25 protein-coding genes are annotated in these 23,425 nt (G+C 67.0%); 11 read left to right on the top strand and 14 right to left on the bottom strand.

Going from position 1 to position 23,425, the window contains the following annotated elements:
* Positions 1-11: 11 nt before the first annotated feature.
* The 7 genes from uraD to echA20 all read right to left on the bottom strand — a co-directional run bounded on the left by uraD (position 12) and on the right by echA20 (position 7,142).
* On the bottom strand, positions 12-518 hold the full coding sequence (gene uraD / locus BEMPMBAN_RS01270) for a 2-oxo-4-hydroxy-4-carboxy-5-ureidoimidazoline decarboxylase (RefSeq protein ID WP_159228610.1): 507 nt from the start codon (positions 516-518) through the stop codon (positions 12-14).
* Entirely contained in the window at positions 515-2,416 is a 1,902-nt protein-coding gene (locus BEMPMBAN_RS01265; protein ID WP_159228609.1) for a PbuX/PucJ/PucK family nucleobase permease, read from the bottom strand. The genes uraD and BEMPMBAN_RS01265 overlap by 4 nt, the downstream gene beginning before the upstream one ends.
* Before the next feature lie 77 nt (positions 2,417-2,493).
* Positions 2,494-3,606, bottom strand: coding sequence for an NDMA-dependent alcohol dehydrogenase (locus tag BEMPMBAN_RS01260; RefSeq protein WP_159228608.1), 1,113 nt, complete (start codon positions 3,604-3,606; stop codon positions 2,494-2,496).
* Positions 3,607-3,652: 46 nt separating this feature from the next.
* Positions 3,653-4,723, bottom strand: coding sequence for a (3aS,4S,5R,7aS)-5-hydroxy-7a-methyl-1-oxo-octahydro-1H-indene-4-carboxyl-CoA dehydrogenase (gene ipdC / locus BEMPMBAN_RS01255; RefSeq protein ID WP_159228607.1), 1,071 nt, complete (start codon positions 4,721-4,723; stop codon positions 3,653-3,655).
* Between the two features lie 37 nt (positions 4,724-4,760).
* Positions 4,761-5,507: a cholesterol ring-cleaving hydrolase subunit IpdB gene (gene ipdB / locus BEMPMBAN_RS01250; protein WP_159228606.1), complete on the bottom strand. Its 747-nt coding sequence runs from the start codon at positions 5,505-5,507 to the stop codon at positions 4,761-4,763.
* Complete coding sequence (gene ipdA, locus BEMPMBAN_RS01245) at positions 5,504-6,385, bottom strand: cholesterol ring-cleaving hydrolase subunit IpdA (protein ID WP_159228605.1); 882 nt, start codon at positions 6,383-6,385, stop codon at positions 5,504-5,506. The genes ipdB and ipdA overlap by 4 nt, the downstream gene beginning before the upstream one ends.
* Before the next feature lies 1 nt (position 6,386).
* Positions 6,387-7,142: a (7aS)-7a-methyl-1,5-dioxo-2,3,5,6,7,7a-hexahydro-1H-indene-carboxyl-CoA hydrolase gene (gene echA20 / locus BEMPMBAN_RS01240; protein WP_159228604.1), complete on the bottom strand. Its 756-nt coding sequence runs from the start codon at positions 7,140-7,142 to the stop codon at positions 6,387-6,389.
* Positions 7,143-7,209: 67 nt separating this feature from the next.
* On the opposite strand from echA20, the gene BEMPMBAN_RS01235 reads away from it, so the two are divergent.
* Together BEMPMBAN_RS01235 and BEMPMBAN_RS01230 are read left to right on the top strand one after the other, a co-directional pair.
* A complete protein-coding gene (locus tag BEMPMBAN_RS01235; RefSeq protein ID WP_159228603.1) occupies positions 7,210-7,998 on the top strand; it encodes an SDR family oxidoreductase in 789 nt (262 codons plus the stop codon).
* Positions 7,999-8,016: 18 nt separating this feature from the next.
* On the top strand, positions 8,017-8,922 hold the full coding sequence (locus BEMPMBAN_RS01230; RefSeq protein ID WP_159228602.1) for an SDR family oxidoreductase: 906 nt from the start codon (positions 8,017-8,019) through the stop codon (positions 8,920-8,922).
* Between the two features lie 17 nt (positions 8,923-8,939).
* Here BEMPMBAN_RS01230 and BEMPMBAN_RS01225 read toward each other — a convergent pair whose 3' ends face one another.
* The 5 genes from BEMPMBAN_RS01225 to BEMPMBAN_RS01205 are packed head-to-tail and all read right to left on the bottom strand — an operon-like array spanning position 8,940 to position 12,262.
* The gene (locus tag BEMPMBAN_RS01225; RefSeq protein ID WP_200845837.1) at positions 8,940-9,611 is read right to left on the bottom strand and encodes a mycothiol-dependent nitroreductase Rv2466c family protein; all 672 of its coding nucleotides are present in this window, start codon (positions 9,609-9,611) and stop codon (positions 8,940-8,942) included.
* 59 nt (positions 9,612-9,670) lie between these two features.
* A complete protein-coding gene (locus tag BEMPMBAN_RS01220) occupies positions 9,671-10,129 on the bottom strand; it encodes a nitroreductase family deazaflavin-dependent oxidoreductase (RefSeq protein WP_159228600.1) in 459 nt (152 codons plus the stop codon).
* Between the two features lie 55 nt (positions 10,130-10,184).
* Positions 10,185-10,694 (bottom strand): nitroreductase family deazaflavin-dependent oxidoreductase, encoded by a 510-nt coding sequence (locus BEMPMBAN_RS01215; protein WP_234897247.1) that lies wholly within the window; start codon positions 10,692-10,694, stop codon positions 10,185-10,187.
* Positions 10,695-10,703: 9 nt separating this feature from the next.
* Complete coding sequence (locus tag BEMPMBAN_RS01210; RefSeq protein WP_159228599.1) at positions 10,704-11,099, bottom strand: DUF8021 domain-containing protein; 396 nt, start codon at positions 11,097-11,099, stop codon at positions 10,704-10,706.
* The gene (locus tag BEMPMBAN_RS01205) at positions 11,099-12,262 is read right to left on the bottom strand and encodes a steroid 3-ketoacyl-CoA thiolase (protein WP_159228598.1); all 1,164 of its coding nucleotides are present in this window, start codon (positions 12,260-12,262) and stop codon (positions 11,099-11,101) included. The genes BEMPMBAN_RS01210 and BEMPMBAN_RS01205 overlap by 1 nt, the downstream gene beginning before the upstream one ends.
* A 121-nt stretch (positions 12,263-12,383) precedes the next feature.
* Here BEMPMBAN_RS01205 and BEMPMBAN_RS01200 point away from each other — a divergent pair, with 121 nt between their 5' ends.
* The 7 genes from BEMPMBAN_RS01200 (at position 12,384) to BEMPMBAN_RS01170 (ending at position 19,282) form a co-directional block, all read left to right on the top strand.
* Positions 12,384-13,646 carry a cytochrome P450 gene (locus BEMPMBAN_RS01200; protein WP_159228597.1) on the top strand — a complete coding sequence of 421 codons (1,263 nt, stop codon included), beginning with the start codon at positions 12,384-12,386 and terminating at the stop codon, positions 13,644-13,646.
* A gap of 34 nt (positions 13,647-13,680) precedes the next feature.
* Positions 13,681-14,694, top strand: a complete 1,014-nt coding sequence (locus BEMPMBAN_RS01195) for an acyl-CoA dehydrogenase family protein (RefSeq protein ID WP_159228596.1) — start codon at positions 13,681-13,683, stop codon at positions 14,692-14,694.
* Between the two features lie 86 nt (positions 14,695-14,780).
* Positions 14,781-15,944 (top strand): acyl-CoA dehydrogenase FadE29, encoded by a 1,164-nt coding sequence (fadE29, locus tag BEMPMBAN_RS01190; protein ID WP_159228595.1) that lies wholly within the window; start codon positions 14,781-14,783, stop codon positions 15,942-15,944.
* A 31-nt stretch (positions 15,945-15,975) separates the two neighbouring features.
* A complete protein-coding gene (locus tag BEMPMBAN_RS01185; protein ID WP_159228594.1) occupies positions 15,976-16,947 on the top strand; it encodes a bifunctional MaoC family dehydratase N-terminal/OB-fold nucleic acid binding domain-containing protein in 972 nt (323 codons plus the stop codon).
* The gene (locus BEMPMBAN_RS01180; RefSeq protein ID WP_159228593.1) at positions 16,944-17,348 is read left to right on the top strand and encodes a MaoC family dehydratase; all 405 of its coding nucleotides are present in this window, start codon (positions 16,944-16,946) and stop codon (positions 17,346-17,348) included. Before BEMPMBAN_RS01185 ends, BEMPMBAN_RS01180 begins: the two co-directional genes overlap by 4 nt.
* A complete protein-coding gene (locus tag BEMPMBAN_RS01175; protein WP_159228592.1) occupies positions 17,345-18,511 on the top strand; it encodes a 17-hydroxy-3-oxo-4-pregnene-20-carboxyl-CoA lyase in 1,167 nt (388 codons plus the stop codon). The genes BEMPMBAN_RS01180 and BEMPMBAN_RS01175 overlap by 4 nt, the downstream gene beginning before the upstream one ends.
* Before the next feature lie 42 nt (positions 18,512-18,553).
* Complete coding sequence (locus BEMPMBAN_RS01170) at positions 18,554-19,282, top strand: hypothetical protein (protein ID WP_159228591.1); 729 nt, start codon at positions 18,554-18,556, stop codon at positions 19,280-19,282.
* A 54-nt stretch (positions 19,283-19,336) separates the two neighbouring features.
* Here BEMPMBAN_RS01170 and BEMPMBAN_RS01165 read toward each other — a convergent pair whose 3' ends face one another.
* Positions 19,337-20,221 (bottom strand): MPT63 family protein, encoded by an 885-nt coding sequence (locus BEMPMBAN_RS01165; protein ID WP_159228590.1) that lies wholly within the window; start codon positions 20,219-20,221, stop codon positions 19,337-19,339.
* A 367-nt stretch (positions 20,222-20,588) separates the two neighbouring features.
* On the opposite strand from BEMPMBAN_RS01165, the gene BEMPMBAN_RS32890 reads away from it, so the two are divergent.
* Together BEMPMBAN_RS32890 and BEMPMBAN_RS01155 are read left to right on the top strand one after the other, a co-directional pair.
* Positions 20,589-21,950 (top strand): hypothetical protein, encoded by a 1,362-nt coding sequence (locus BEMPMBAN_RS32890; RefSeq protein ID WP_159228589.1) that lies wholly within the window; start codon positions 20,589-20,591, stop codon positions 21,948-21,950.
* Positions 21,951-22,087: 137 nt separating this feature from the next.
* A complete protein-coding gene (locus BEMPMBAN_RS01155) occupies positions 22,088-22,558 on the top strand; it encodes a hypothetical protein (protein WP_159228588.1) in 471 nt (156 codons plus the stop codon).
* A 4-nt stretch (positions 22,559-22,562) separates the two neighbouring features.
* Here the strand turns inward: BEMPMBAN_RS01155 and BEMPMBAN_RS01150 are convergent, their stop codons facing one another.
* Positions 22,563-23,423: an enoyl-CoA hydratase ChsH3 gene (locus BEMPMBAN_RS01150; RefSeq protein ID WP_159228587.1), complete on the bottom strand. Its 861-nt coding sequence runs from the start codon at positions 23,421-23,423 to the stop codon at positions 22,563-22,565.
* Positions 23,424-23,425: the final 2 nt, after the last annotated feature.

Genomic DNA, 23,425 nt, shown 5'->3' with positions numbered 1-23,425 from the left:
AAATCTGCCCGTCATGTCGGCTCGCTCAACAGGCGCTCGAGGCGCAGCCGGTTGATCTTGGCCAGCTCGTTGCGCATGACCCGGCGCTCGGTCTCCGGATCGTTGTCGAGCCGATCGGTGAGGATGGCCAGCAGTTCATCGGCGGGGCGTCCGCTGGCGCACACCAGGTAGACATAGCCGAACCTGTCCTCGTACTCGCGGTTCTTCGCTGCCAGTGCGGTTTTCACGGCTTCGCCGGCGTCGGCGACCCGGGCCTGCTCGCGGGCCGACGACGGATTGTGCGCCGCCGAAACCGAAGCGCCGATGCGTGGGTGGCCATCGAGGGCCGCGTCGATCTCGGCATCGGGGAGCTCGGCGAGTATCCGGTCGGCCCGGTCGTAGAGCGCCTCGGCGTCCCGGAACGGAGAGCCCGCCACCACTCGTCTGGCCCAGATCGGCGACGAGCACACCTCGAACAACAGATGCATCCGTTGCCGGTCGGACAGCGCGTTGAAGTCCTTCAGACCGATCGCTTTCACGAGAGTTCGTTGAGCCTGCCGAACCGAGCCGCGGCAATGGGATTGGCGTCGGCGACCAGATCGGTGAAGCGGTAGTTGGCGATCTTTGCCACCTCGATCAACGCGTAGGCCTTCTCGGTGGCCGCGGAGTTGTCGATCCGTGACCAGCCATTGCGCAGCACCCTATCGAAGCGCTCGGTCTCCCGTGCACAGATGATCAGCGGGAACCCGAAGTGTTCGCGGTAGGCGGCGGCCAGACCCACGACATCCTGATGGTCGTCCTCGTCGAGATTGCGCAGCGCCACATGGTCGGCCGCCAGCACCTGCCCCGTCTCGTCCTCGGCGCCCAGATCGTGGAAGGCGTTGAGCAGTTCCTCTTGCTGCTCGGTGGAACCGGTGAGCACCGCATCCTGGAATGCCTCCCGCAGCGCCGCGGTGTCGGCGAACGGCCGCTGCTCGAAGGCACGATCGGCCGCCCACGCGACGTCCTGCACGACGTGCCCGAACACCTCGGTGAATCGCTCCCGGGTCATGGAGTTGACCTCGTTGAGCGAGATGGAGCCGCCGCCGGCCACCCGGGGCCCCTTCATGCCGAGATGGAAGAAGACGATGTTGAGCGCGATCGCGGCGATGGCGCCGGTGCTGATACCGCTGCCGAACAGGATGTCCAGTCCCGCGGGCAATGCCGAGGAGATGCCCGGGTATGAGGTCACCAGCAGGGCCAGCGCCAAGCTGGTGGTCACGATGATGACGTTGCGGTGGTCGGTGAAGTCGACCTTGCCCAGCGTCTGGATGCCGACGACCGCAACGGTGGCGAACAGCACCAGGGCGGCGCCACCGAGCACCGGATTCGGAATGGACGCCACGATGGCGGCCACCTTCGGCAGGAAGCCCAACATGATCATGATGACGCCCGCCGCCGCCACCACCCACCGGCTCTTCACCCCGGTGAGTCGTACCAGGCCGACGTTCTCGGAGAACGCGGTATACGGGAACGAGTTGAAGATGCCGCCGATGGTGGTGGCCACGCCGTCGGCGCGCAGCACGTTGCCGATATCGGACGGTCGGACCCGCTTGCCGACGATCTCACCGGTGGCCAGCGTGCTGCCGGTCGACTCCACCGCGATGATCATCATCACGATGATCATCGTGATGATCGCGACGATGTCGAACCTCGGCATGCCGAACGCGAAAGGCGGCGTGAAGCCGAACATCGAGGCCTGCCCGACCCGATCGAAGTCCATATCGCCCAACGCGAACGCGACCGCGCATCCCGCTATCAGACCCAGCAACACGGCGATGGTGGACATGAAGCCGCGGAAGATTCGCTGGATCGCCACGATCACGGCGATGGTGCCCAACGCGTAGAGCACCCAGCGCAGGTTGGTGGGATCGGGCTCGTGGGTGGCCGGGTTGGTCACCGCGTCCAGGGCGCCGATGGGCACCAGGCACAAGCCGATGATGGTGATGAGTGTGCCGGTCACCACGGGTGGGAAGAACTTGAGCAGCTTGATGAAGACGGGTGCGATCAGGAACGTGAAGACCCCGGCCACGATCACCGCGCCGTAGACGTAGAGCAGGCTCGCGGTCCCACCGCCGTGGGCCAGCCCGATAGCGATGATCGGCGTGACGCCCGCAAACGTCACGCCCTGCAGCAGCGGCAGGCGCACCCCGACGTTCTTGAAACCGACCGCCTGGATGATCGAGGCGATACCGCATGTGAACAGGTCCGCCGTGATGAGCATGACGAGCTCTTCACTGGTCAGTCCGAGCGCATTGGCGATGAGGATCGGTACCAGCACCGCACCCGCGTAGAACGCGACCACGTGCTGAAAGCCGTAAGCGGCCAGTTTCGGAAGGGGCAACACCTCATCGACGGGGTGCACGCGCTTGCGCTGGCTCTTGGTGGGTGCCGACATGGAAACAGAATCGGGCAGCTTCGCTGTTTTCTGGTTTCCTCCGGGTTTCGCCTGCGTTGCCGGCGCACCAGGGCCGTTCAGTGGTCGTGCAGGATGACGCCGCGGATGTTGCGGCCCGCGCGCATGTCCTCGTAACCCTCGTTGACCTCGGCGAGCTTGTATTCGTGCGTCACGGTTTCGTCGAGCAGCAGCTTGCCTTCGCGGTACAGGTTCAGGAGCCGCGGTATGTCGGCACGCGGGTTGGCCTCGCCGTAGAGGCTGCCCAATAGCCGCTTCTGGAACAGCGTGAACATCATCAGGCCCAGGGTCGGCGAGTTGTCGGCCATCGTCGACAGTGCCGTCATCACAACCGCGCCGCCTTTGCGGATGATGTTGGCGGCGTCCTCGAGGATCGAGCCCTCGAGCAGGCCCATGGTCAGGATCGCCGAATCGGCCATCACCCCCCGGGTAAGCTCGGCGACAAGCTCGGTGGCCTCAGGCAGCGAGGTGGCGAAATGGGTCGCCCCGAACTGAAAAGCCTGCTGCCGCTTGGCTTCGACCGGTTCGACGACGATGATCTTCTCCGCCCCGGCCAACCGCGCTCCCTGAACCGCCCCGCTGCCGATCCCGCCCAGACCGATCACGACGACGGTGTCGCCCGGCGACACATCCGCGGTGTTCACCGCTGACCCCCACCCCGTCGTGACACCGCACCCGAGCAGGCAGGCGCGCGCCAGTGGAATGTCGTCGTCGATCTTGACGATTGAGGCTTCGGGTACGGTGCCGTACTGCGAGAACGTCCCGACCAGCGCCATCACGCCGACGCCCTGTCCGCGGACGTGACGCCGGTAGGTGCCGTCAAGTTGGGTGCCTGCCATGATCATCGCGCCGAGGTCACACAGATTCTGATGGCCTGTCGAGCAGAACCGGCACCGCCCGCAGGCCGGCAGGAACGACGCGACGACGTGGTCACCCGGAGCCAGCCCGATGACACCGGGGCCGACCTCCCGGACGATCCCGGCTCCTTCGTGGCCACCGATCACTGGCAGCGGCGCGGGCAGATCACCGGTGCGGATGTGTTCGTCGGAATGGCACAGACCGGTGGCCTCCCAGGAGACCAGCACCTCGCCATCCTTCGGTGGGTCGAGGTCGATCTCCTCCACGGTCCAGTCGCCGCCGAACTCCCACAGAATCGCCGCGTTGGTCTTCATCCGTCGGAGTCTAGGAACCCGCGCCTGCTCCCACGGCCGAATGGGCTCAGAAGATGAAGCCCGACGCCTTCTGTAGCTGTTCGACGGCCTCGGCGACGATGGAGTCGATCAACTCCGCACACGACGGCAGGTCGTCGATGATGCCCGCGACCTGACCCGAGGCCAGCACGCCGGCCTCGGTGTTGCCCTCGACCAGACCGGCTTTGAGCAGCATCGGGGTGTTGGCCGCCATCACCACTTGCGCCCAGGTCAGCTCCTTGCCGTGGCGCATGGCCAGGCCGTCGCGGACCATCGACCGCCAGGTCATGCCGGACATCTTCTTGAACTTCTGGGCGTTGCCCACCGCGGCGGCGAGCCCGCGGACCGGGGAGCCACCCTCGAGCTTCTCGACCAGGCCGGTGCGCAGCACCCGGTGCGGCATCCCGTCCACCCGGGTGGACACCACGGTGCCGTCGAGGGCAGCGTGCAGATAACGCTGCTTGACCGCATCGGGAACGGTGGAGTCCGACGTCAACAGGAACCGGGTTCCCATGGCGACGCCGGCGGCACCGTAGGACAGTGCGGCCGCCAGGCCCCGCCCGTCGAAGAAGCCGCCCGCGGCGATCACCGGCATGCCGGTGTCGGCGACGGCGTCCAGCACCGACGGCAACAGCAACGTGGTGGCGATCGGGCCGGTGTGCCCGCCGCCCTCGCCGCCCTGCACGATGACGGCGTCCGCACCCCAGCCCGCGACCTTCTTGGCGTGTTTGGCCAGTCCCACCGACGGGATGACCACGACGCCGGATTCCTTGAGGCGTGCGATGAGGTCCGGCTTGGGTGCCAGGGCGAAGGAGGCGACTTTGACTCCTTCGCTGATCAGGAGGTCGACGCGCTGGTCGGCATCGCCGGCGTCGGCGCGGATGTTGATGCCGAACGGCTTGTCGGTGGCGGCCTTGACCTTGGCGACCGCCGTCCTCAGTTCATCGAGGGTCATCGTCGCCGACGCCAGGATGCCCAGCCCGCCGGCGTTGGAGGTAGCGGCCACCAGGCGTGCACCCGCCACCCAGCCCATGCCGGTCTGTACGACCGGATGCTCGATGCCGACCAGTTCGGTCAGCGGGGTCTTCAGCCTACCCATGCTCAGGCCTCAACTCTGCTCTTCGCGCAACTGCTCATCACTTGACTTCTTTGTCGCGCAACGACTTCGGGTCGATGACCTCGCGCAGGAGCCTCTGCTCCTCCTCGGTGGGCAGTCGGGTGGTCTCTGCGGTGTCCAACCCGTGCACCTCGAACGAGGTGTTTTCGGCCACCTGCCCGGCCTCGATGCCCGGATGCAGCGACACTGCTCGCATCTGGTGGTCGGGGCCGTTGAAGTCGAAGACTCCGAGGTTGGTCACCACCCGGTAGACGTTGACGAAGCGGTAGGCGGGATTGTCCGGATCGACCTTGTCCCAACCGATCCCGGAAACGATGTCCACGGAATTGCCGAAGACCCGTTTGGAATGGTTTCCCACCCAATAGCTGGTGGCGTGGTTGATGGTGTTGCCGGGTGCGCCCCGCACGCCGAACATCTGACGGGTCGGGTGCTGCACCGGTCCGAACGCCGACAGGTTCTGGTTGCCGTACCGGTCGATCTGGTTGGCGCCCATCACCACATGCCGGCGGCCCCATGCCAACGTCTCGAAGACCCGGCCGAACGGCATCCACCCCTCGATCGCTGCCGTCGCACCGATAGCCGGGGTGTCGGCGATCAGTCGGGCTTCGCCGTCGCTGAGCACGATATCGGGGGAGAACGTCAATCGGGCCAGTCGGGCGCCCACCGCGACGATGGTGGTCATCGGCGAGACCATGATCTCGCCGGCGTCGCGGAACAGTTCGGCGCACGCTACCGCACACACCTCGGCGCGGGTCACCGACATCACTTGGCCTCCTCTGCCTTGAACTTGCGGACGGCCGCTTGGTAATCCGCCTCGCTTCCGGACAGGTAGGTGCTGACGAATTCGGCCCAGGTGTCGTCGGAAGCGGCCGCTTCGGCGTAGTGGCGCTGGAACTTCTCGTCACGCCGGTAGTCGGGCTCGGCGGTGGTGAAGTGTGCGCCGTTGGGTGCCTCGACCACCGAGTCGACCATCATCCGGTTGATCAGCAGAGCTTGCGGTGGAACCGATTTCACCAATTCATCGGTGGGTACCACTTTCTCCACGGACAGGTAGCGCTTCTGGGCGGCCATCAGGAACAGGTCATCGAAGTACGGGTCGATCCCGGTGTAGGCCGCGTTGCCTCGTTCGTCGCCGACGTTCATGTGCACGAACGCCGCATCCAGTGTCAGCGCCGGCATCGCGACCAGCTCCTCAAAATCTTGACCGGTGGGATACGGCGAGCGCACGGTCTTGAGCTCGTCGCCCCAGAACGCCCGGACGTCACTGCCCAGCCCCGCGCGGATCGGCAGGAACGGAAGCCGTTGCGCTGCCGCCTGAAGACCGCAGCGCAGCATGCCTTCGTCCATCTCACGTGCCTCGATGGCCCCGCTGGTGCGCGCCTTGGCGAACCACGGGTCGTAGAACGGCGGCGAGTCCAGCGACACGAAACCGTAGTAGACCCGCCTCACCTTGCCCGCCGAGCAGAGCAGGCCGAGGTCGGGGCCGCCGTAGGCGACCACGGTGAGGTCGGTGACGTCGGTGCGGAGCAGCGCGCGAACGAACGCCATCGGCTTGCGCCGGGAACCCCAGCCGCCGATGCCGATGGTCATGCCGCTCTCGATGGACGAAACGGCCTCGTCCAGAGTTGTTCTCTTGTCTGTCATCCTATTTCGATCCCTTGTCGGTGCCGGCGAACGCGTCGCGGTGCTCATCGGACACCCCGGCGAGGTTCAGCTCGAAGGTGAACCCCTGCTCCATGCGATAGCTCGAATTCACCTGCTGCACGTCGATCAGGTTCAGCGCCTCCTTCGCGGCGCGGATCACCCGGGTGTCCTTGGCGGCGATGTCACGGGCGACGCGCAGTGCGGACTCGTCCAGGTCTGCGCGTGGCACCACCTCGTGCACCGACCCGAAGTGGTGCAGGGTTTCGGCGTCGACAGTGGCGGCGGTGAAGAACAGCCGCCGCATCATGTGCTGCGGGACCAGACGGGACAGGTGGGTGGCCGCACCCAACGCGCCGCGCTCCACCTCGGGAAGTCCGAACTTGGCGTCGTCGGAGGCGACGATGACGTCGGAGTTGCCCACCAGGCCGATACCGCCGCCGACGCAGAAGCCGTTGACGGCGGTCACGACGGGAACCTCACATTCGTAGACCGACCGGAACGCGTGGAAGCAGCCACGGTTGGCATCGATGAGCGCGGTGAAGCCGTCGGTGTTCTGCATCTCCTTGATGTCGACACCGGCATTGAAGCCGCGCCCCTCGGCGCGAAGGATCACCACGTGGGTGCTCATGTCGCGGCCCGCGGCGGTGATGGCATCGCCGAGTTCGAACCAGCCGCGCGACGGGATCGCGTTGACGGGCGGGTAGTCGACGGTGACCGAGACGATGCCCGGCTCCGCGGTCTTGGTGCTGATGGTCATGAAGGGCTCCGGTGACTCTCAAGTGGGGTGGCTACCTAAGCAAGCACTTGCTTGGTACGCTAGCACAGTGACTGACACCGCCGACAGCGACCTTCAAGCCGTCAATCTGGGTCTGGCCGACCGCGTCGTCCTCGTCACAGGCGGGGTGCGCGGCGTCGGTGCCGGCATCAGCAAGGTGTTCGCCGACCAGGGCGCCACCGTGGTGACCTGCGCGCGCCGCCCGGTCGAGGGTCTGGCATACGACTTCCATTCCTGCGATATCCGCGACGACGACGCGGTCAAATCGATGATCGGGGCGATCATCTCCGATCACGGCCGCCTCGATGTCGTCGTCAACAACGCCGGCGGTTCGCCCCATGTCCCGGCCGCCGATGCCTCGGCGAAGTTCAGCAGGAAAATCCTCGAGCTCAACTTTCTTGGCGCGCTCTCGGTCTCGACGCACGCGAACGCGGTGATGCAGAGCCAGGAGTCGGGCGGATCCATCGTGAACATCACCAGTGTCAGCGGCAGGCGGCCTACCCCCGGCACTGTGGCCTACGGTGCGGCAAAGGCGGGCATGGAGAACATGACGGCCACGCTGGCGGTGGAGTGGGCCCCCAAGGTACGGGTGAACTCCGTGGTGGTCGGGATGGTCGAAACCGAACAATCCGAGCTGTTCTACGGCGACGCCGACTCGATCGCCGCGATCTCGAAGAACGTGCCGCTCGGCCGTCTCGCCAAACCGTCTGACATCGGCTGGGCGACAGCATTTCTGGCGTCCGAGGCGGCGTCCTATATCAGCGGGGCATCGCTGGAGGTGCATGGCGGTGGCGAGCCGCCGCACTACCTGTCGACCACCACCGCCGACATCAAATAGTTGAAGGAGACAACTCATATGGGATTGCTCGACGGCCGTGTGGTCATCGTGACGGGTGCGGGTGGCGGAATCGGCCGGGCGCATGCCCTGGCGTTCGCCGCCGAAGGAGCCCGGGTGGTGGTCAACGACATCGGAGTGGGGCTGGACGGTTCACCGGCCGGTGGCGGCAGCGCCGCGCAGGGTGTCGTCGACGAGATCGTCGCTGCCGGTGGCGAAGCCGTCACCAGTGGCGCCAACGTCGCGGACTGGGCCCAGGCCGAGGGGCTCATCCAGACCGCGGTGGACTCGTTCGGCGGGCTCGACGTACTGGTGAACAACGCAGGCATCGTGCGGGACCGGATGTTCGCCAACACCAGCGAGGAGGAGTTCGACGCGGTCACCGCCGTGCACCTCAAGGGGCACTTCGCCACCATGAAGCACGCCGCCGCGTACTGGCGCGCCAAGTCGAAAGCGGGCGAGAGCGTGGATGCCCGGATCATCAACACCAGTTCCGGCGCCGGGCTGCAAGGCAGTGTGGGACAGGCGAACTACAGCGCGTCGAAGGCGGGCATCGCAGCGCTGACGCTGGTGGCCGCCGCCGAGATGGGACGCTACGGGGTGGCCGTCAACGCGATCGCGCCGTCGGCGCGCACCCGGATGACCGAGACCGTCTTCGCGGACATGATGGCCACCCAGGACGCCGAGTTCGACGCGATGGCACCGGAGAACGTCTCGCCGCTGGTGGTGTGGCTCGGCAGCGCGCAGTCCCGTGAGGTCACCGGCAAGGTGTTCGAGGTCGACGGCGGCAAGATCCGTGTTGCGGAGGGCTGGGCGCACGGTCCGGAGATCGACAAGGGAGCCAAGTGGGATCCCGCCGAGCTGGGACCGGTCGTCACCGACCTGCTGGCCAAAGCCCGCCCGCCGGTTCCGGTGTACGGGGGCTGAACCCGGCGGCGGCAGGCCTACTTCTTGGTGCGACGGCTGCCGCCGTGCCAGTCTTCTTCCTCACCCACTTGCGCGGGGTCGACGCCGAACCCGGCCAGCTGCGGGCGTTCCCGCAGTGACCGCTTGAGTTCGGCGAACCCGGGAAACGAGGCGAGCCCGACGACGTGGTCCCACAGGGCGACGGCGTCGGCCTCGCCGGGCAGCCTGCTGATCACCGGGCCGAAGAACGCGGTACCGCTCGGCGGCCGGAAGTGCAGGATCGGGGTGCCGACGTCGCGTCCCGTCAACGCGAGCGCCTCCTCGGTCTCGGCCCGGATGAGTTCGTCGAGCGACTCGTCATCCAGCGCGTCGGCCAACCCGGGCGCAAGGCCGACGGAGGTGAGCAGCGGCTCCAGGACCTGCCGGGTGCCCTGGTCCGATGCCGAGAGCGGGTCCACCTCGCGGGTCGTGTCGAACATGCGTGTGCCGATCGCCTCGTACAACGGGCCGACGGCACCGCGGCCGTGTTCGGCGCGCACCCGGGCGGCCACCCGCAGCAGCCGGAGCCCTGCGGTGTGGCCGGCCTCGTACTCGGGCGGAAAATGTGCGGCGTAGTCGACGTTCGCGTTGATGATCCGCAAGGAGATGAACCGCCAGTGCACCTGATAGTCACGCTGTCCGGCGACCATGCGCACCCACTTGCTGGTCATCCAGGCGAAGGGACAGACGGGGTCGAAGTAGAAGTGCAGATCCGCCGGCGTCGGGGCGGTCACGCCGGCTCGCAGATCACCAGCGGGATCTTGCGCTCGGTCCAGGATTGGTAGTCCTCGTAGGTCGGATACATCGCAACGAGCTTGGGCCAGTAGAGGTTCCGCTCGTCCTCGGTGGCCTCACGGGCGACGAGGTTGAGCGTCTCGTCCCTGATCTGGACCTTCACCTTCGGGTCGGCCCTGAGGTTGAGGTACCACATCGGGTGCTGGTCGCTGCCGCCCTTGGACGCCGCGAAGACCACTGTGTCACCGTCTCGGAGGAAGTACAGCGGGCTGGTTCGTGGTTGACCGGTCTTGCGCCCGGTGGTGATCAGCAACGCGACCGGGATTCCCCCGATGGTGCTGCCCAGTCCTGTTCCGTTGCCGCGCCGGTAGAGGAACGTGTTCAGGCGCGATATCCACTTCACGACGAAGTCGCCGGCGGCGGTGTCCATGTACCTGGGGCGGGAGTTGGCCATGGTCGGATCCTATTCCCGACGACCCTCGCCGCCCACCGGCACAGAGCGCCGGAGGTCAGACGGGGTCGCAGAGGATGATCGGGATCTTGCGGTCGGTGTAGGTCCGGTAGTTGGCGAAATCCGGGTACATCGCATCGAGCTTGGGCCAGTACTCGTCGCGTTCGGCGTCGGTCGCGTCGCGAGCGACCAGCTCCAGGACCTCGTTCTTGATCTGGAACGAGACCCGGGGATTGGCCTGGATGTTCAGGTACCACATCGGATTGGTGGCGCGGCCGCCCTGCGAGGCGACCAACACCACGCGGTTGCCCTCGCGAAGGAACAGCAGCGGGCTTTCGCGGGGTTCTCCGGTCTTACGGCCGATGGTCGTCAGGATGCCGACCGGAGGAGGGGCGCTGAAGCGGTTGGAGCCACCGCGCCACTTGGACCCGAGCCGGCCGCCGGTGGCCTTGAACGCCCACGTGTTGAGCTTCGACATCCACTTGATGCCGACGCCGACCGCCTTCGAGTTGAGTCCTTCGACCTGCTTGGAAGTCAGGGGGCGTGGGGGCCGCGGGGGTGTGGCCATGACGGGATCCTATCGGGTCAGAAACGGGCGGATGTCGGCCCGGATGTGGTGGATCCGCGCCTCACCGGCGGGGTCGTCCGCCGGGATCAGGAACGTCTCGTCGATGTGAGCCCCGACGCGACGCCCGGCCAGCGTCGGCTTGGTCGACAGGTCGAACCGGGCCCGGACCATGTCGCCGTCGACGGTGAACTCCGGGTCGGTGACCGACTGGATCACACGGTACTGAAAACCCCGGTTGAGGCTGCGGCGCAGGTGATTCCCCGAGAACCCGGTCTTGACGCCGACCTCGACCCGCGTGCAACCGGGTGCGAACGGCACCGCGTCAGCATCGTGACTGGCCAGTGCGCTGATGTACGCCTGAGCCGCGGCGATGCGGTCGGCTGCCGGAACCGGCGGGGCCCCCACTAGATCCGCTCGATGATGGTGCCAGTCGACAGCGCGCCGCCGGCGCACATCGTGATCAGCGCCGTGGTCTTGTCGGTGCGCTCCAACTCGTGCAGCGCGGTGGTGATGAGCCGGCTGCCGGTGCTGCCGACGGGGTGACCCAGCGCGATGGCGCCGCCGTTGACGTTGACGGTGTCCATGTCGGGCTCGTGCACCCTGGCCCAGGACAGCACAACCGATGCGAACGCCTCGTTGATCTCGGTGATGTCGATGTCGCCGATCTTCATCCCGGCCTTCTCCAGCACCTTCGCCGTCGACTGGACGGGCCCGTCGAGGTGGTAGTACGGCTCCGCGCCGACGAGAGCCTGGCTGACGATGCGAGCGCGGGGAACAAAGCCCTGCGCGCGTGCCACGGCCTCGTCCATCCACAGCACCGCGGCCGCACCGTCGGAGATCTGCGACGAGGTGCCCGCGGTGTGAATTGCGCCCTCCATCACCGGGTTCAGCGACGCCAGGCCTTCCAAGGTGGTGTCGCGCAGTCCCTGGTCGCGCGTCACGAGGGCGCGCTCCGAGGTGGGCTGCTTGTTCTCGTCGAGGACCGGCGCCTCGATGGGGCTGATCTCGCGGTCGAACCGGCCTTCGGCCCACGCCTGCTTGGCCTTGCGCTGGGAGTCGAAACCGAACTGGTCGATGTCCTCGCGGGTGATGCCGCGACGCTTGGCGATCCGCTCGGCGGCGGTGAACTGGTCAGGCAGGTCGATGTCCCAGGATTCGGGGCGGATGATGCTGCGATCCGGACCCGCATTGGCGCCGAGTCCGACCCGGCTCATCGCCTCGATACCGCAGGCGATGCCGACATCGATGGCGCCCGCGGCGATCAGACCCGCGATCAACCCGTTGGCCTGCTGACCGCTGCCGCACTGGCAGTCGACCGTCATCGCGCCGACGTGGTCCGGGAGCCCGCCGACCAGCCAGCTCACCCGGGTGATGTTGTTGGACTGCTCGCCGTACTGTGTGACGCAGCCGCCGATCACCTGTTCCACAATGCCGGGATCGATGCCCGACTTCTCCACGAGAGCCCGCTGAGTGGCCCCGAGTAACTCGGTGGCGTGCAGGCCTGACAGCCATCCCTTTCGCTTGCCGATGGGGCTGCGGGTGGCTTCGACGATGACAGGGTTACCCATTGCGTCAGGCTAGAACACGTTTCATAAGCCTGACAAGCTGCGATGCAGCCACACCTTTGATCTGCGGTGGAGGCATGTTTTACTGGCACTAGAACACGTTGCAATTGAGGAGAGCTTTCCTATGCCCGGCCCGAACTCATGTCCGATCTCGCCAGAATTCGATTTCCTCGACGCGACCCTGAATCTCGAGCGTCTGCCGGTCGAGGAGTTAGCCGAACTCCGTAAGTCCGAGCCTATTCACTGGGTCGACGTGCCGGGAGGTACGGGCGGCTTCGGCGACAAGGGCTACTGGCTCGTGACCAAGCACGCCGACGTCAAAGAGGTGTCCAAGCGCAACGACATCTTCGGAAGCTCCCCCGACGGTGCCATCCCGACGTGGCCGCAGGGCATGACCCGCGACGCGATCGATCTGCAGAAGGCCGTCCTGCTGAACATGGACGCCCCCCAGCACACCCGGCTCCGCAAGATCATCTCCCGCGGTTTCACCCCGCGCGCCGTCGGACGGCTCGAGGAAGAGCTCAGGAACCGCGCCCAGAAAATCGCCGAGACGGCCGCGGCCGAGGGCTCCGGCGACTTCGTCGAGCAGGTGTCCTGCGAGCTGCCGCTGCAGGCGATCGCCGGGTTGCTGGGTGTCCCGCAGGAGGACCGGGACAAGCTCTTCCGCTGGTCCAACGAGATGACCGCGGGTGAGGATCCGGAGTACGCCGACGTGGATCCGGCGATGTCCTCGTTCGAGCTCATCACGTACGCGATGAAGATGGCCGAGGAGCGGGCCAAGAATCCCACCGACGACATCGTCACCACGCTGATCGAGGCCGACATCGAGGGCGAGAAACTCTCCGACGACGAGTTCGGCTTCTTCGTCGTGATGCTCGCGGTGGCCGGCAACGAGACCACCCGTAACTCGATCACTCACGGAATGATCGCGTTCTCCCAGCACCCCGACCAGTGGGAGCTCTACAAGAAAGAACGCCCGGAGACCGCTGCCGACGAGATCGTGCGCTGGGCCACCCCGGTGTCGGCCTTCCAGCGCACCGCGCTCGAGGACGCCGAGCTGGGCGGGGTCAAGATCAAGAAGGGCGAGCGGGTCGTGATGTCCTACCGCTCGGCCAACTTCGACGACGAGGTCTTCGACGGTCCCGCGTCGTTCAACATCCTGCGCAACCCGAATCCGCACGTCGGATTCGGTGGCACCGGCGCGCACTACTGCATCGGCGCGAACCTCGCCAAGATGACGATCAATCTGATCTTCAACGCCGTCGCCGACAACATGCCGGATCTCAAGCCGATCGGCGAGCCCGAGCGGCTGAAGTCGGGATGGCTCAACGGCATCAAGCACTGGCAGGTGGACTACACCGGCACCGGCTGCCCCGTCTCGCACTGACGCGGTCACTCATCCAGGATCAAGGAGGATTCGGGTGGATTTCAGTCCCGATGAAGGACAACAGGCTGTCGCCGATGTGGTGACGTCGGTGCTGTCCCGCGACAACAGCTGGGATGCCCTCGTCGCCGGCGGCGTGGCTGCTCTCGCGGCACCCGAACGTCTCGGTGGCGACGGCCTCGGACTGGCAGAGCTCGGCACCGCGCTGACGGAGATCGGCCGGCACGGCACAGTCGGCCCGGCACTGGCCACGCTCGGTGCGACGGCCGTGCTGCTGGATCTGGCGTCCGACGCCCAGCAGGACCGTTACCTGGCCGCCGTCGCGAAGGGTTCGGTGCTCACGTTCGCGCTCAACGAACCCGGCGCCTCGTTGCCGGATCGGCCGGCGGTGTCGCTGGCCGGCAACAAGCTCAACGGCACCAAGATCGCCGTCGGCTATGCCGGACAAGCGGATTGGATCATCGTCAGCACCGACGGCGGTGTCGTGGTGGTTCCCGGAAACGCCGACGGACTGACGGTCACCAAGACGCCGACCTCCAACGGCTCCGAGGAATTCGTGGTGTCCTTCGCCGATGTCGCGATCTCCGGGGACGACGTGCTCGAGGGCGCCACGCCGCGCCGGGTGAACCAATTGGTGTTGGCGGCGGTCGGCGCATTCGCGGCCGGGCTGGTGGCCGGTGCGTTGCGGCTCACCGCCGACTATGTCGCCACCCGCGAACAGTTCGGCCGGCCGCTGTCGACGTTCCAGACCGTGGCCGCTCAGCTCTCCGAGGTCTACATCGCCTCGCGGACCATCTCGCTGCTGGCCACCTCGGTGGTGTGGCTGCTGTCCGAAGGCCGCCCGGACGATCCGGCAGCCGAGGACGACCTCGCAATTCTCGGATACTGGCTGGCCTCGCAGGCCGCGCCCGCGATGCGGATCTGCCATCACCTGCACGGTGGTATGGGTATGGATATCACCTACCCGATGGACCGCTTCTACTCCTCGATCAAAGATCTCACCCGATTCCTGGGTGGGCCCTCACACCGCCTCGACCTGGTGGGAGCGTAGTGGGGCGAGCGAAGCGACGGGAGAACTAATGGGGCGAGCGAAGCGACGGGAGAACTGATGGGGCGAGCGAAGCGACGGGAAAACTGATGTACATCGAACTGACGCCCGAGCAACGGCAGCTGCAAGCCGAACTGCGGCAGTACTTCTCGACCCTCATCACGGCCGAGGAGGCCGAGGCGATGGAGTCCAACCGGCACAACGAGGCCTACCGCGCGGTGATCAAGCGGATGGGCTCCGACGGGAAACTCGGCGTCGGCTGGCCCAAGGAGTTCGGAGGGTTGGGCTTCGGCCCGATCGAACAACAGATCTTCGTCAACGAGGCCAACCGGGCGGACGTTCCGTTGCCGTTGGTCACCCTGCAGACGGTGGGCCCCACGCTGCAGGTGTACGGCACCGACGTGCAGAAGAAAAAGTTCCTGCCCGGGATCTTGTCCGGCGACATCCATTTCGCCATCGGCTATTCCGAGCCCGATGCGGGAACAGACCTCGCGTCGCTGCGGACCACGGCGGTGCGGCATGGCGACGAGTACATCGTCAACGGCCAGAAGATGTGGACCACCGGCGCCCATGACGCCGACTACATCTGGCTCGCCTGCCGCACCGACCCGGAAGCTGCAAAGCACAAGGGCATCTCGATCCTGATCGTCGACACCAAGGATCCCGGGTTCTCCTGGACCCCGATCATCCTGTCCGACGGTGCCCATCACACCAACGCGTCGTACTACCAGGATGTCCGGGTGCCCGCCGACATGCTCGTCGGTGAGGAGAACGGCGGCTGGAAGCTCATCACCACCCAGCTCAACCACGAGCGGGTCGGGCTGGGTCCGGCCGGGCGCGTCGCGGGCATCTACGACAGGGTCCGCGAGTGGGCCTCCAAGCCGGGTTCAGACGGGGTGACCCCGATCGAGCACCCGGACGTCGCCCGGCTGCTGGGGCAGATCAAGGCCATCTGGCGGGTCAACGAGCTGCTCAACTGGCAGGTGGCGGCCTCCGGCGAAACCATCGCGGTCGCCGACGCCGCGGCCACCAAAGTCTTCTCCACCGAACGCATCCAGGATGTCGGCCGGTTGGCGGAGGAGATCGTCGGCAAGTACGGCAACCCGGCGGACCCGGAGACCGGCGAGCTCCTCGACTGGCTGGACACGATCACCAAGCGCAACCTGGTGATCACGTTCGGCGGAGGGGTCAACGAGGTGATGCGGGAGATGATCGCCGCGGCGGGGCTGAAGGTCCCGAGGGTTCCGCGATGAGCGCTTGCGCGAAGAGCAGAAGGCAGCGGTCATGAGCGCAGTCGAGGACATCAAGGCCGCCGCCGAACGGGTCAAGGCCGAAGGAAAGAGCAAGCCGCGCACCGGGCGCCACCCGGTCAACCAACCGATGGTCGACCACTGGCTCGACGCGATGGGCGACAAGAACCCGATCTACGTCGACGAAGAAGCGGCTAAGACCGCGGGCCATCCCGGTGTCGTCGCGCCGCCGGCGATGATCCAGGTGTGGACCATGATGGGGCTCGGCGGCGTCCGTCCCGATGACGACCCGCTCGGCAAGATCCTCGAATTGTTCGACGACGCAGGCTATGTCGGTGTGGTCGCCACCAACTGTGAGCAGACCTACCACAGGTATCTGCGCCCGGGTGAGGAGGTCAGCGTCGCCGCGGAGCTGACCGACGTCATCGGCCCCAAGCGCACCGCGCTCGGCGAGGGCTTCTTCATCACGCAGAAGATCACGTGGCACTGTGGCGATGACGAAGACAGTCCAGTAGCCGAGATGATTTGGCGAATCATGAAGTTCAGGCCCGCTGATCAAGATGCGCCCGCCTCGGCGGTGCCCGAGGATCTCGACGCGGCCTCGATGATGCGGCCCGCGTCCTCGAAGGACACCAAGTTCTTCTGGGACGGCGTCAACGCGCACGAACTGCGGATCCAGAAGCGCGGCGACGGCACCTTGCAGCATCCGCCGGTTCCGGCTTTGTGGGCGGATAAAGAAGCGCCGACCGACTACGTGGTGGCCAGCGGAAAAGGCGCGGTGTTCAGCTTCGTCGTGCACCACGCCCCGAAGATCCCGGGTCGCAAGTTGCCGTTCGTGATCGCGCTCGTCGAACTCGAAGAGGGCGTGCGGATGCTCGGCGAGCTCCGCAACGTCGACCCAGCCACCGTGGAGATCGGAATGCAGGTTCGCGCAACATATATCGACTTCCCCGAGGGAGATTCTGGTCCCGCGTGGACGCTCTACGCGTGGGAGCCTGCCAAGTGAGCGCCCCGGTGGCGGAGGTCGGGACCAAGCTTCCCGAACTCAAGCTCTACGGTGACCCCACGTTCATCGTCTCGACGGCCATCGCGACGCGCGACTACCAGGACGTGCATCACGACCGGGACAAGGCGCAGGCCAAGGGTTCTAAGGACATCTTCGTCAACATCCTCACCGACACCGGTCTGGTGCAGCGCTTCATCACCGACTGGGCGGGCCCGACAGCCGTCATCAAGTCGATCGGTCTGCGACTCGGGGTCCCGTGGTACGCCTACGACACCGTGACGTTCACCGGTGAGGTGACCGCCGTCGACGGTGACCTCGTTACGCTGAAGGTGACCGGCAGCAACAGCCTCGGCGACCATGTGATCGCCACCGCCACACTCACCTTCGGGGGTGCTGCATGACCGACAGTCTGTCCGGCAAAGCGGCGATCGTCGGTATCGGCGCCACCGACTTCTCGAAGAACTCCGGCCGAAGCGAACTGCGGCTTGCCGCCGAGGCGGTGCTCGACGCACTCGACGACGCGGGCCTGAGCCCGGCAGACGTCGACGGCATGGTCACGTTCACGATGGATTCCAACACCGAGGTCGCCGTGGCGCGGGCCACCGGCATCGGGGAGTTGAAGTTCTTCTCCAAGATCCACCACGGTGGCGGCGCAGCCTGCGCGACCATCCAGCAGGCCGCGCTCGCGGTGGCGACCGGGGTGGCGGAATGTGTTGTGGCATACCGCGCCTTCAACGAGCGTTCGGGAATGCGGTTCGGCCAGGTGCAGATGCGATTGGTGGAGAACGCCGACTCCACCGGTGTCGACAACTCGTTCTCCTATCCGCACGGGTTGTCCACGCCCGCAGCCCAGGTGGCGATGATCGCGCAGCGATACATGCACCTGTCCGGGGCGACGAGCAAGGACTTCGGGGCGGTGTCGGTGGCTGATCGCAAGCACGCGGCCAACAACCCGAAGGCGTACTTCTACGGCAAGCCGATCACGATCGAGGATCACCAGAACTCACGGTGGATCGCCGAGCCGTTGCGGTTGCTGGACTGCTGTCAGGAGACCGACGGCGGTGTGGCCCTGGTCGTCACGACGCCCGAGCGCGCCAAGGATCTCAAACACCGGCCCGCCGTCATCGAGGCCGCGTCCCAGGGATCCAGCCCGGACCAGTACTCGATGGTCAGCTACTACAGGCCGGAGTTGGGACTGCCCGAGATGGGTTTGGTGGGAAGGCAGCTCTGGGCGCAGTCCGGGTTGGCGCCCACCGACATCCAGACCGCGATCCTCTACGACCACTTCACGCCGTTCACGCTGATCCAACTCGAGGAACTCGGTTTCTGCGAGCCGGGGGACGCCAAGGATTACATCGCCGACGGAGCCATCGAGATCGGTGGCCGGCTGCCGATCAACACCCATGGCGGCCAGTTGGGGGAGGCGTACATCCACGGCATGAACGGCATCGCCGAAGGGGTGCGCCAGCTGCGCGGCACCTCGGTGAACCCGGTGCCCGATGTGGAGCACGTGCTGGTCACCGCGGGAACGGGCGTGCCCACGTCCGGGCTCATTCTGGGGTGAGCCTTCGACGCGTGTCCTGCGGCGCCTACTACCCTTGGCCAGATGAGCTCCCACGAGCCAGAACCCGACGATGACGACACCGGGCCGCTGCCTGTCGAGCGCACGCGGGAACAGGACCGGCAACCGCGGGATCGCCGTTTCGACCAGCCGCTGTCGGTTGACCCGCGGCCGGTGCATCAGGACCGCCGGCCCGTCGTACTGATCGCCGTGGCGGCCGTCGCGGTCGTGGGTCTCGGCGCCATCGCCTGGCTGTTCTGGCCATCGGCGGATGACTCGGACGCGTCGGCCGCCGACACCACGACACCCGACTCCACAGAAATCGCCGAGGCGGACTCCGCATCGCCGCAGGAGGCCGAGGGTCGGCTGATGAGCCTGTTGCCCCGCGGCTACTCCGCAGCTGCGTGTGAAGGTGTCGTGCCACCGAAAGGCGCTCTCGCACAGGTCAGTTGCAGCGAGAACACCGACCCCGGCGGGCCACTGACGGCCACGTACACCCTCGCCGGGGACAACGAATCGCTTCTGGCGATGTTCGACGGTGTGGTCGGTGCGTTGTCGGTGGTGAACTGTCCGGGCAACATCCAGTCGCCCGGACCGTGGCGGCGCAACGCGACACCGGACGAGGAGGCCGGCACCCTGGTCTGCGGATTTCAGCAGAGCAAGCCCACGGTCGCGTGGAGCACCGAGGCGAACCTGATGGTGAGCGAGGTGCAGTCCGGCCCGCAGGGCCCGAACATGGTGCAGCTGTACACCTGGTGGGCTTCCCACTCCTGAACCCCCGCGCCGCCCGTCCGGGCAGACGACGCGGGGGTTCAGCGAGTCGTAGTGTCAGGCCGGCGGCGCGGGAGCCACGACGGTCGTGGTGGGTGCCGCGCCCTCGGGCGCCGGGGTGCCCGTGCTGCCCTCGGGCAGCGGGGTGCCCGAGCTACCCTCCGGCGCGACCGCCGCCGGCACCGGGGAAGGGGCCGCGTCCGGGGCCGGAGCGGCACCCTCGGGCAGCGGCGTACCTGAGCTGCCTTCGGGTAGCGGGGTGCCCGAACTGCCTTCCGGGAGTGGCGTTCCCGCGCTTCCGGCCGGCACAGGGGTGGCCGTGGGCGCTGGTGTCTCCTCGGCAGCCCCGGCCTCCGGGGCCGGTTCCGCCGTCTCGGCGGTGTCCGAGGAATCCGAGGGGGCCGATGGGGTGGTGGTGGTGTAGGTCTGTGCCGGCACTGAAGTCCCTGTGGATCCGGAGGCCGGGGCCGGGGGCGCTTCCACCCACACCAGCAGATCCTGGCCGCCGGCGTTGTACGCGACGCTGTCGGGCTGCTCCCCGGTGACGTCGAAGTAGACCTTCCCCGTGGTCGTCTCCCCCGGAGCGAGCGTCGCCGGGTTGACACCCTGCGACGTCGCGACACCGAACAAGACCCGGTAGGTGTCGCCGTTCTCGGCCCGCGCGTTGAGGTTGGCCACGATCGGGATGGCCGATCCCGAGATCGCCTCGTCGGTGGCTGTGGCCTCCCACAACGTGCCGGTCGGCTGGTACGGGATGGTGTCGGTGCTCGGCTTGAGGCCGGTCACGGTCCAGTGCTGGACGACGTCGCCGTTGACGAGTTCACCCGGCTCGCCCAGGCTCTGGATCTCGACGTCCTCAGCCGAAGCGAACGGTGCGGCTGCGACGCTGATGGCGGCTGCGGCGGCAGCGGCCGTGGCGACGAATGCCGGCTTGATCTTCACGTGGTGCCTCCTGGATTCCTTAGAGCGCAGCGAGGTGTTCCCCCCGGCGAAGTAAATTATCAAATCGGTGCAGGCAGGCGGCGGGATGCCCGATCGAAGGGTCCGCATTGCCGCCTCTGGCATTGCGGCGGACTTTTTGCTGGATACGGGACTGGAGCCACTCCCGGTGCGTAACTGCGATTTCGGCGGTGGCGGGTAGTGCGGAGTCGGTACCGTGGCGTTTGCCGAGATTTCTGGCGACGTTCCCCGCCGGTTTCTCCAAACGCGTGACATTGCGTCCGGAAAAGGCCTAGATTCCAATGTGCTGATGTGTCATCAGCCTCGGTAGTGGGCGCTACCTAGCAACGACACTTTGGGGGGTAGACCCATGGCTCGACATTCCCGGAAGACTTCTCGTTCGACCAAGATCCGGACGTACCTGAGTGCCGGTGTGACCGCCGGCGTCACCAGTGCGGCAATGGCGGGCCTCGGGACGCTGATGCTCACCGCGACCGATTCACCCGAACAGCCGCGCACCACCCAGGTGCAGTTGGTCAACGACGAAGAGGATTTGCTGCTCTGGGGCATGACGATTGGTGACCGGTCCGCAGCCACTACCGAGGAGTCGACCTTCCGGCCGATGATCGGTGATGGTGGCTGGCTGATCGGCAACGGCCTCGACGCCGCCGCCGATTGCACGGGTGATGCCTGCAACGGTGGTAACGGCGGCATCTTCGGAGGAAATGGTGGCGACGGCGCCAACGGCGGCAATGGTGGCAACGCCGGAGCCTGGTTCGGGTCCGGCGGTGACGGAGGTGACGGTGCGGACGCGGTGTACGTCGACGGCGTGCGGGTGTCGTTTGCGGGTGACGGCGGCAACGGGGGCGACGGCTCGCTTTTCGGCCCGGGCGGCAACGGCGGCAACGGCGGCGAGGACATCAACGAACTCGACGTGGCCGACGATCCCGAGACCGAAGACGTCGACGAGTCGAACCTGAACAACGCGTTCGGCGGTGACGGCGGCGCTGGAGGCCATGGCAGCGGCTGGCTCGGCAACGGCGGCCTCGGAGGCAGTGGCGGGTACGCGTACTCGGAGAACGGATCGGCTGTCGGCGGAAACGGCGGTGACGGCGGTGGCGCCGGTATCGGTGTCGGTGGAAACGGCGGAGCCGGAGGTGAGGGCGAGGCCTACGCCGACGGTGAGACCGCATTCGGCGGCGACGGCGGTGACGGCGGTGACGCCGAGTTCTACGGCGGTGTCGGCGGCAACGGCGGCCAGGGCGGCTTCGGTGACGCCTGGGAGGACGCCGACGGTGTCGGTGGCGATGGGGGCGCAGGCGGCGACTCCCAGGTCGGCCAGAGCGGCGACGGCGGCGACGGCGGCGACTCCACCACCGAATACGGCGATGGGACCGGTGGCGCGGGCGGTGACGGCGGGTCGTCCGCGTCCGTCGGCGACGGTGGCGACGGTGGCGACGGCGGATTGGCCGACGGCTACGAGGAGGGCACCGGCGGTGACGGCGGAGCCGGCGGCGGCGGCGGCCTCTTCGGTGGTGACGGTGGTGACGGTGGTGACGGTGGTGACGGACTCTCCGTCGAGCCCGACGGTGCCACGGCGGGTAGTGGCGGCGCAGGCGGTACGGGCGGGTTGCTCGGCAAGCGCGGCGAGGACGGGGCCGACGGCACGGCGACGGACAACAGTGAAGGCGAGTCCGAGTCCGAGTCCGAGTCCGACAGCGATTCCGACTAGTCGCCATTGCGGCAACTGACTGACCGGGTACGGGCGCCGAACCGGGCGCCCGTACCCGGTCATCTGTTTTGAATCGCCAATTTCCTTGCCGCGTGCCGATTTTCGACCCCAAGCAGGCGCCGGGCTATGATCGCGTGATGTCAGACTCCAAACCCAGCTGGATCGCCCCGGCCGCGCTCGTCCTCGCCATCGTCGCTGTGGGGCTCGCGGTGTGGGGACTGGTGCGGTCGCCCTCGTCGGGCGGCGGCTCCTCCGCCGGCGCCGAGCAATCCGCCGAGGCCGAGACCCGGGTCTGCGGGGCGTTCGAGATGGTGCGCAACGCGGTGTCACTGCAGACCAACAGCAACCTCGGCACCGACCCGGTGGCCACCCAGGCGGTGGCTGCCAACGCCCGCCTGGCCACCCTCGGCGGCGGCCAGTTCCTGCTCTCCCGCCTCGACGACTCGGTATCGGCCGAGCTCGCCGACGAGGTCCGGGCGTTCGCGAACAACCTCGAGTACATCGGGATGGGACAGCTTGCCGGCGCGTCCAGTCAGGATCCGGCGCAGACCAGCCGCCTCAACGATGTTCAGGCGTCCGCCGAGCGCATCACCGAGCTGTGCGCATAGCGGGTCAGGCGGGAACGAACTCGACCCCGGACAGCGCGACGGCGTTGTCCCGTTCCGGGGCGGTCACGACGGCGCTGAACCCCTCGTCGCCCTTCCACACGCTGACCCGCAGCGTCTCACCCGGGAACACCACCCCCGCCATCCGTGCGCCAAAGGACTTGAGCCCGGTGACGTCGCCGTCGAGCAGCTTGTCCACCAGCGCTTTGCAGGTCATCCCGTAGGTGCACAGGCCGTGCAGGATCGGACGCGGAAAGCCTGCTGCCGCAGCGAAATCCGGGTCGGAATGGAGCGGGTTGCGGTCCCCGCACATCCGGTACAGCAGCGCCTGCGCAGGCGACGTCGGCACAGACAACTCGAGGTCCGGTGCCCGGTCCGGTGCGCCCGCCGAGGTCGAGGGGCCACGGTCTCCGCCGAAACCACCTTCACCGCGGGCGAAAATCGACCGCTTCTGTGTCCAGAGCAGTGCGCCCCGGGGGTCCGTCACGGTCGTTTCCGACCAGATCACCGCGGCCTTGCCCTTGTCCCAGATCTCGGTGAAGCGGGTGACCGCGGTGCCCGACCCCGTCGCCGGGATGGCTCCGGGGACCGCGACGGCCTCGCTCGCGTGCAGCACCTTGCTGAGCTCGATGTCGATGCCGGGGAACTTCACCGCGGGTGGCTCGGTCAAGTGGAAGCTCTGCGCCACGTTGCCGAAGGTCGGCAGCACCTGCGGGGTGTCGTCGACCAGGTAACGCAGCTCGCGCTTGTCCATCGGGTCGCCGCCGGCGCCCAGGCCGAGGTGATAGAGCTGGACATCGTTACTGGTCCAGGAGAACTCGACGGCGGGTAGTTCGGCGCCGATGGCTTCATCGAGATTGATGGGCACGA

Source organism: Mycolicibacterium austroafricanum (assembly GCF_902705885.1).
In the GTDB taxonomy this organism is placed as follows: Bacteria; Actinomycetota; Actinomycetes; order Mycobacteriales; family Mycobacteriaceae; genus Mycobacterium; species Mycobacterium vanbaalenii_A.
The sequence above is the reverse complement of the archived record's forward strand: the minus strand, read 5'-3'. Positions and strand labels throughout refer to the sequence as shown.

Coding starts and splice junctions, on each gene's coding strand:
- BEMPMBAN_RS01265 (WP_159228609.1), bottom strand. CDS start 2,416: ATGTCGGCACCCACCAAGAGCCAGCGCAAGCGCGTGCACCCCGTCGAT.
- BEMPMBAN_RS01260 (WP_159228608.1), bottom strand. CDS start 3,606: ATGAAGACCAACGCGGCGATTCTGTGGGAGTTCGGCGGCGACTGGACC.
- ipdC (WP_159228607.1), bottom strand. CDS start 4,723: ATGGGTAGGCTGAAGACCCCGCTGACCGAACTGGTCGGCATCGAGCAT.
- ipdA (WP_159228605.1), bottom strand. CDS start 6,385: ATGACAGACAAGAGAACAACTCTGGACGAGGCCGTTTCGTCCATCGAG.
- echA20 (WP_159228604.1), bottom strand. CDS start 7,142: ATGACCATCAGCACCAAGACCGCGGAGCCGGGCATCGTCTCGGTCACC.
- BEMPMBAN_RS01230 (WP_159228602.1), top strand. CDS start 8,017: ATGGGATTGCTCGACGGCCGTGTGGTCATCGTGACGGGTGCGGGTGGC.
- BEMPMBAN_RS01225 (WP_200845837.1), bottom strand. CDS start 9,611: ATGACCAGCAAGTGGGTGCGCATGGTCGCCGGACAGCGTGACTATCAG.
- BEMPMBAN_RS01220 (WP_159228600.1), bottom strand. CDS start 10,129: ATGGCCAACTCCCGCCCCAGGTACATGGACACCGCCGCCGGCGACTTC.
- BEMPMBAN_RS01215 (WP_234897247.1), bottom strand. CDS start 10,694: ATGGCCACACCCCCGCGGCCCCCACGCCCCCTGACTTCCAAGCAGGTC.
- BEMPMBAN_RS01205 (WP_159228598.1), bottom strand. CDS start 12,262: ATGGGTAACCCTGTCATCGTCGAAGCCACCCGCAGCCCCATCGGCAAG.
- BEMPMBAN_RS01200 (WP_159228597.1), top strand. CDS start 12,384: ATGCCCGGCCCGAACTCATGTCCGATCTCGCCAGAATTCGATTTCCTC.
- fadE29 (WP_159228595.1), top strand. CDS start 14,781: ATGTACATCGAACTGACGCCCGAGCAACGGCAGCTGCAAGCCGAACTG.
- BEMPMBAN_RS01185 (WP_159228594.1), top strand. CDS start 15,976: ATGAGCGCAGTCGAGGACATCAAGGCCGCCGCCGAACGGGTCAAGGCC.
- BEMPMBAN_RS01175 (WP_159228592.1), top strand. CDS start 17,345: ATGACCGACAGTCTGTCCGGCAAAGCGGCGATCGTCGGTATCGGCGCC.
- BEMPMBAN_RS01170 (WP_159228591.1), top strand. CDS start 18,554: ATGAGCTCCCACGAGCCAGAACCCGACGATGACGACACCGGGCCGCTG.
- BEMPMBAN_RS32890 (WP_159228589.1), top strand. CDS start 20,589: ATGGCTCGACATTCCCGGAAGACTTCTCGTTCGACCAAGATCCGGACG.
- BEMPMBAN_RS01155 (WP_159228588.1), top strand. CDS start 22,088: ATGTCAGACTCCAAACCCAGCTGGATCGCCCCGGCCGCGCTCGTCCTC.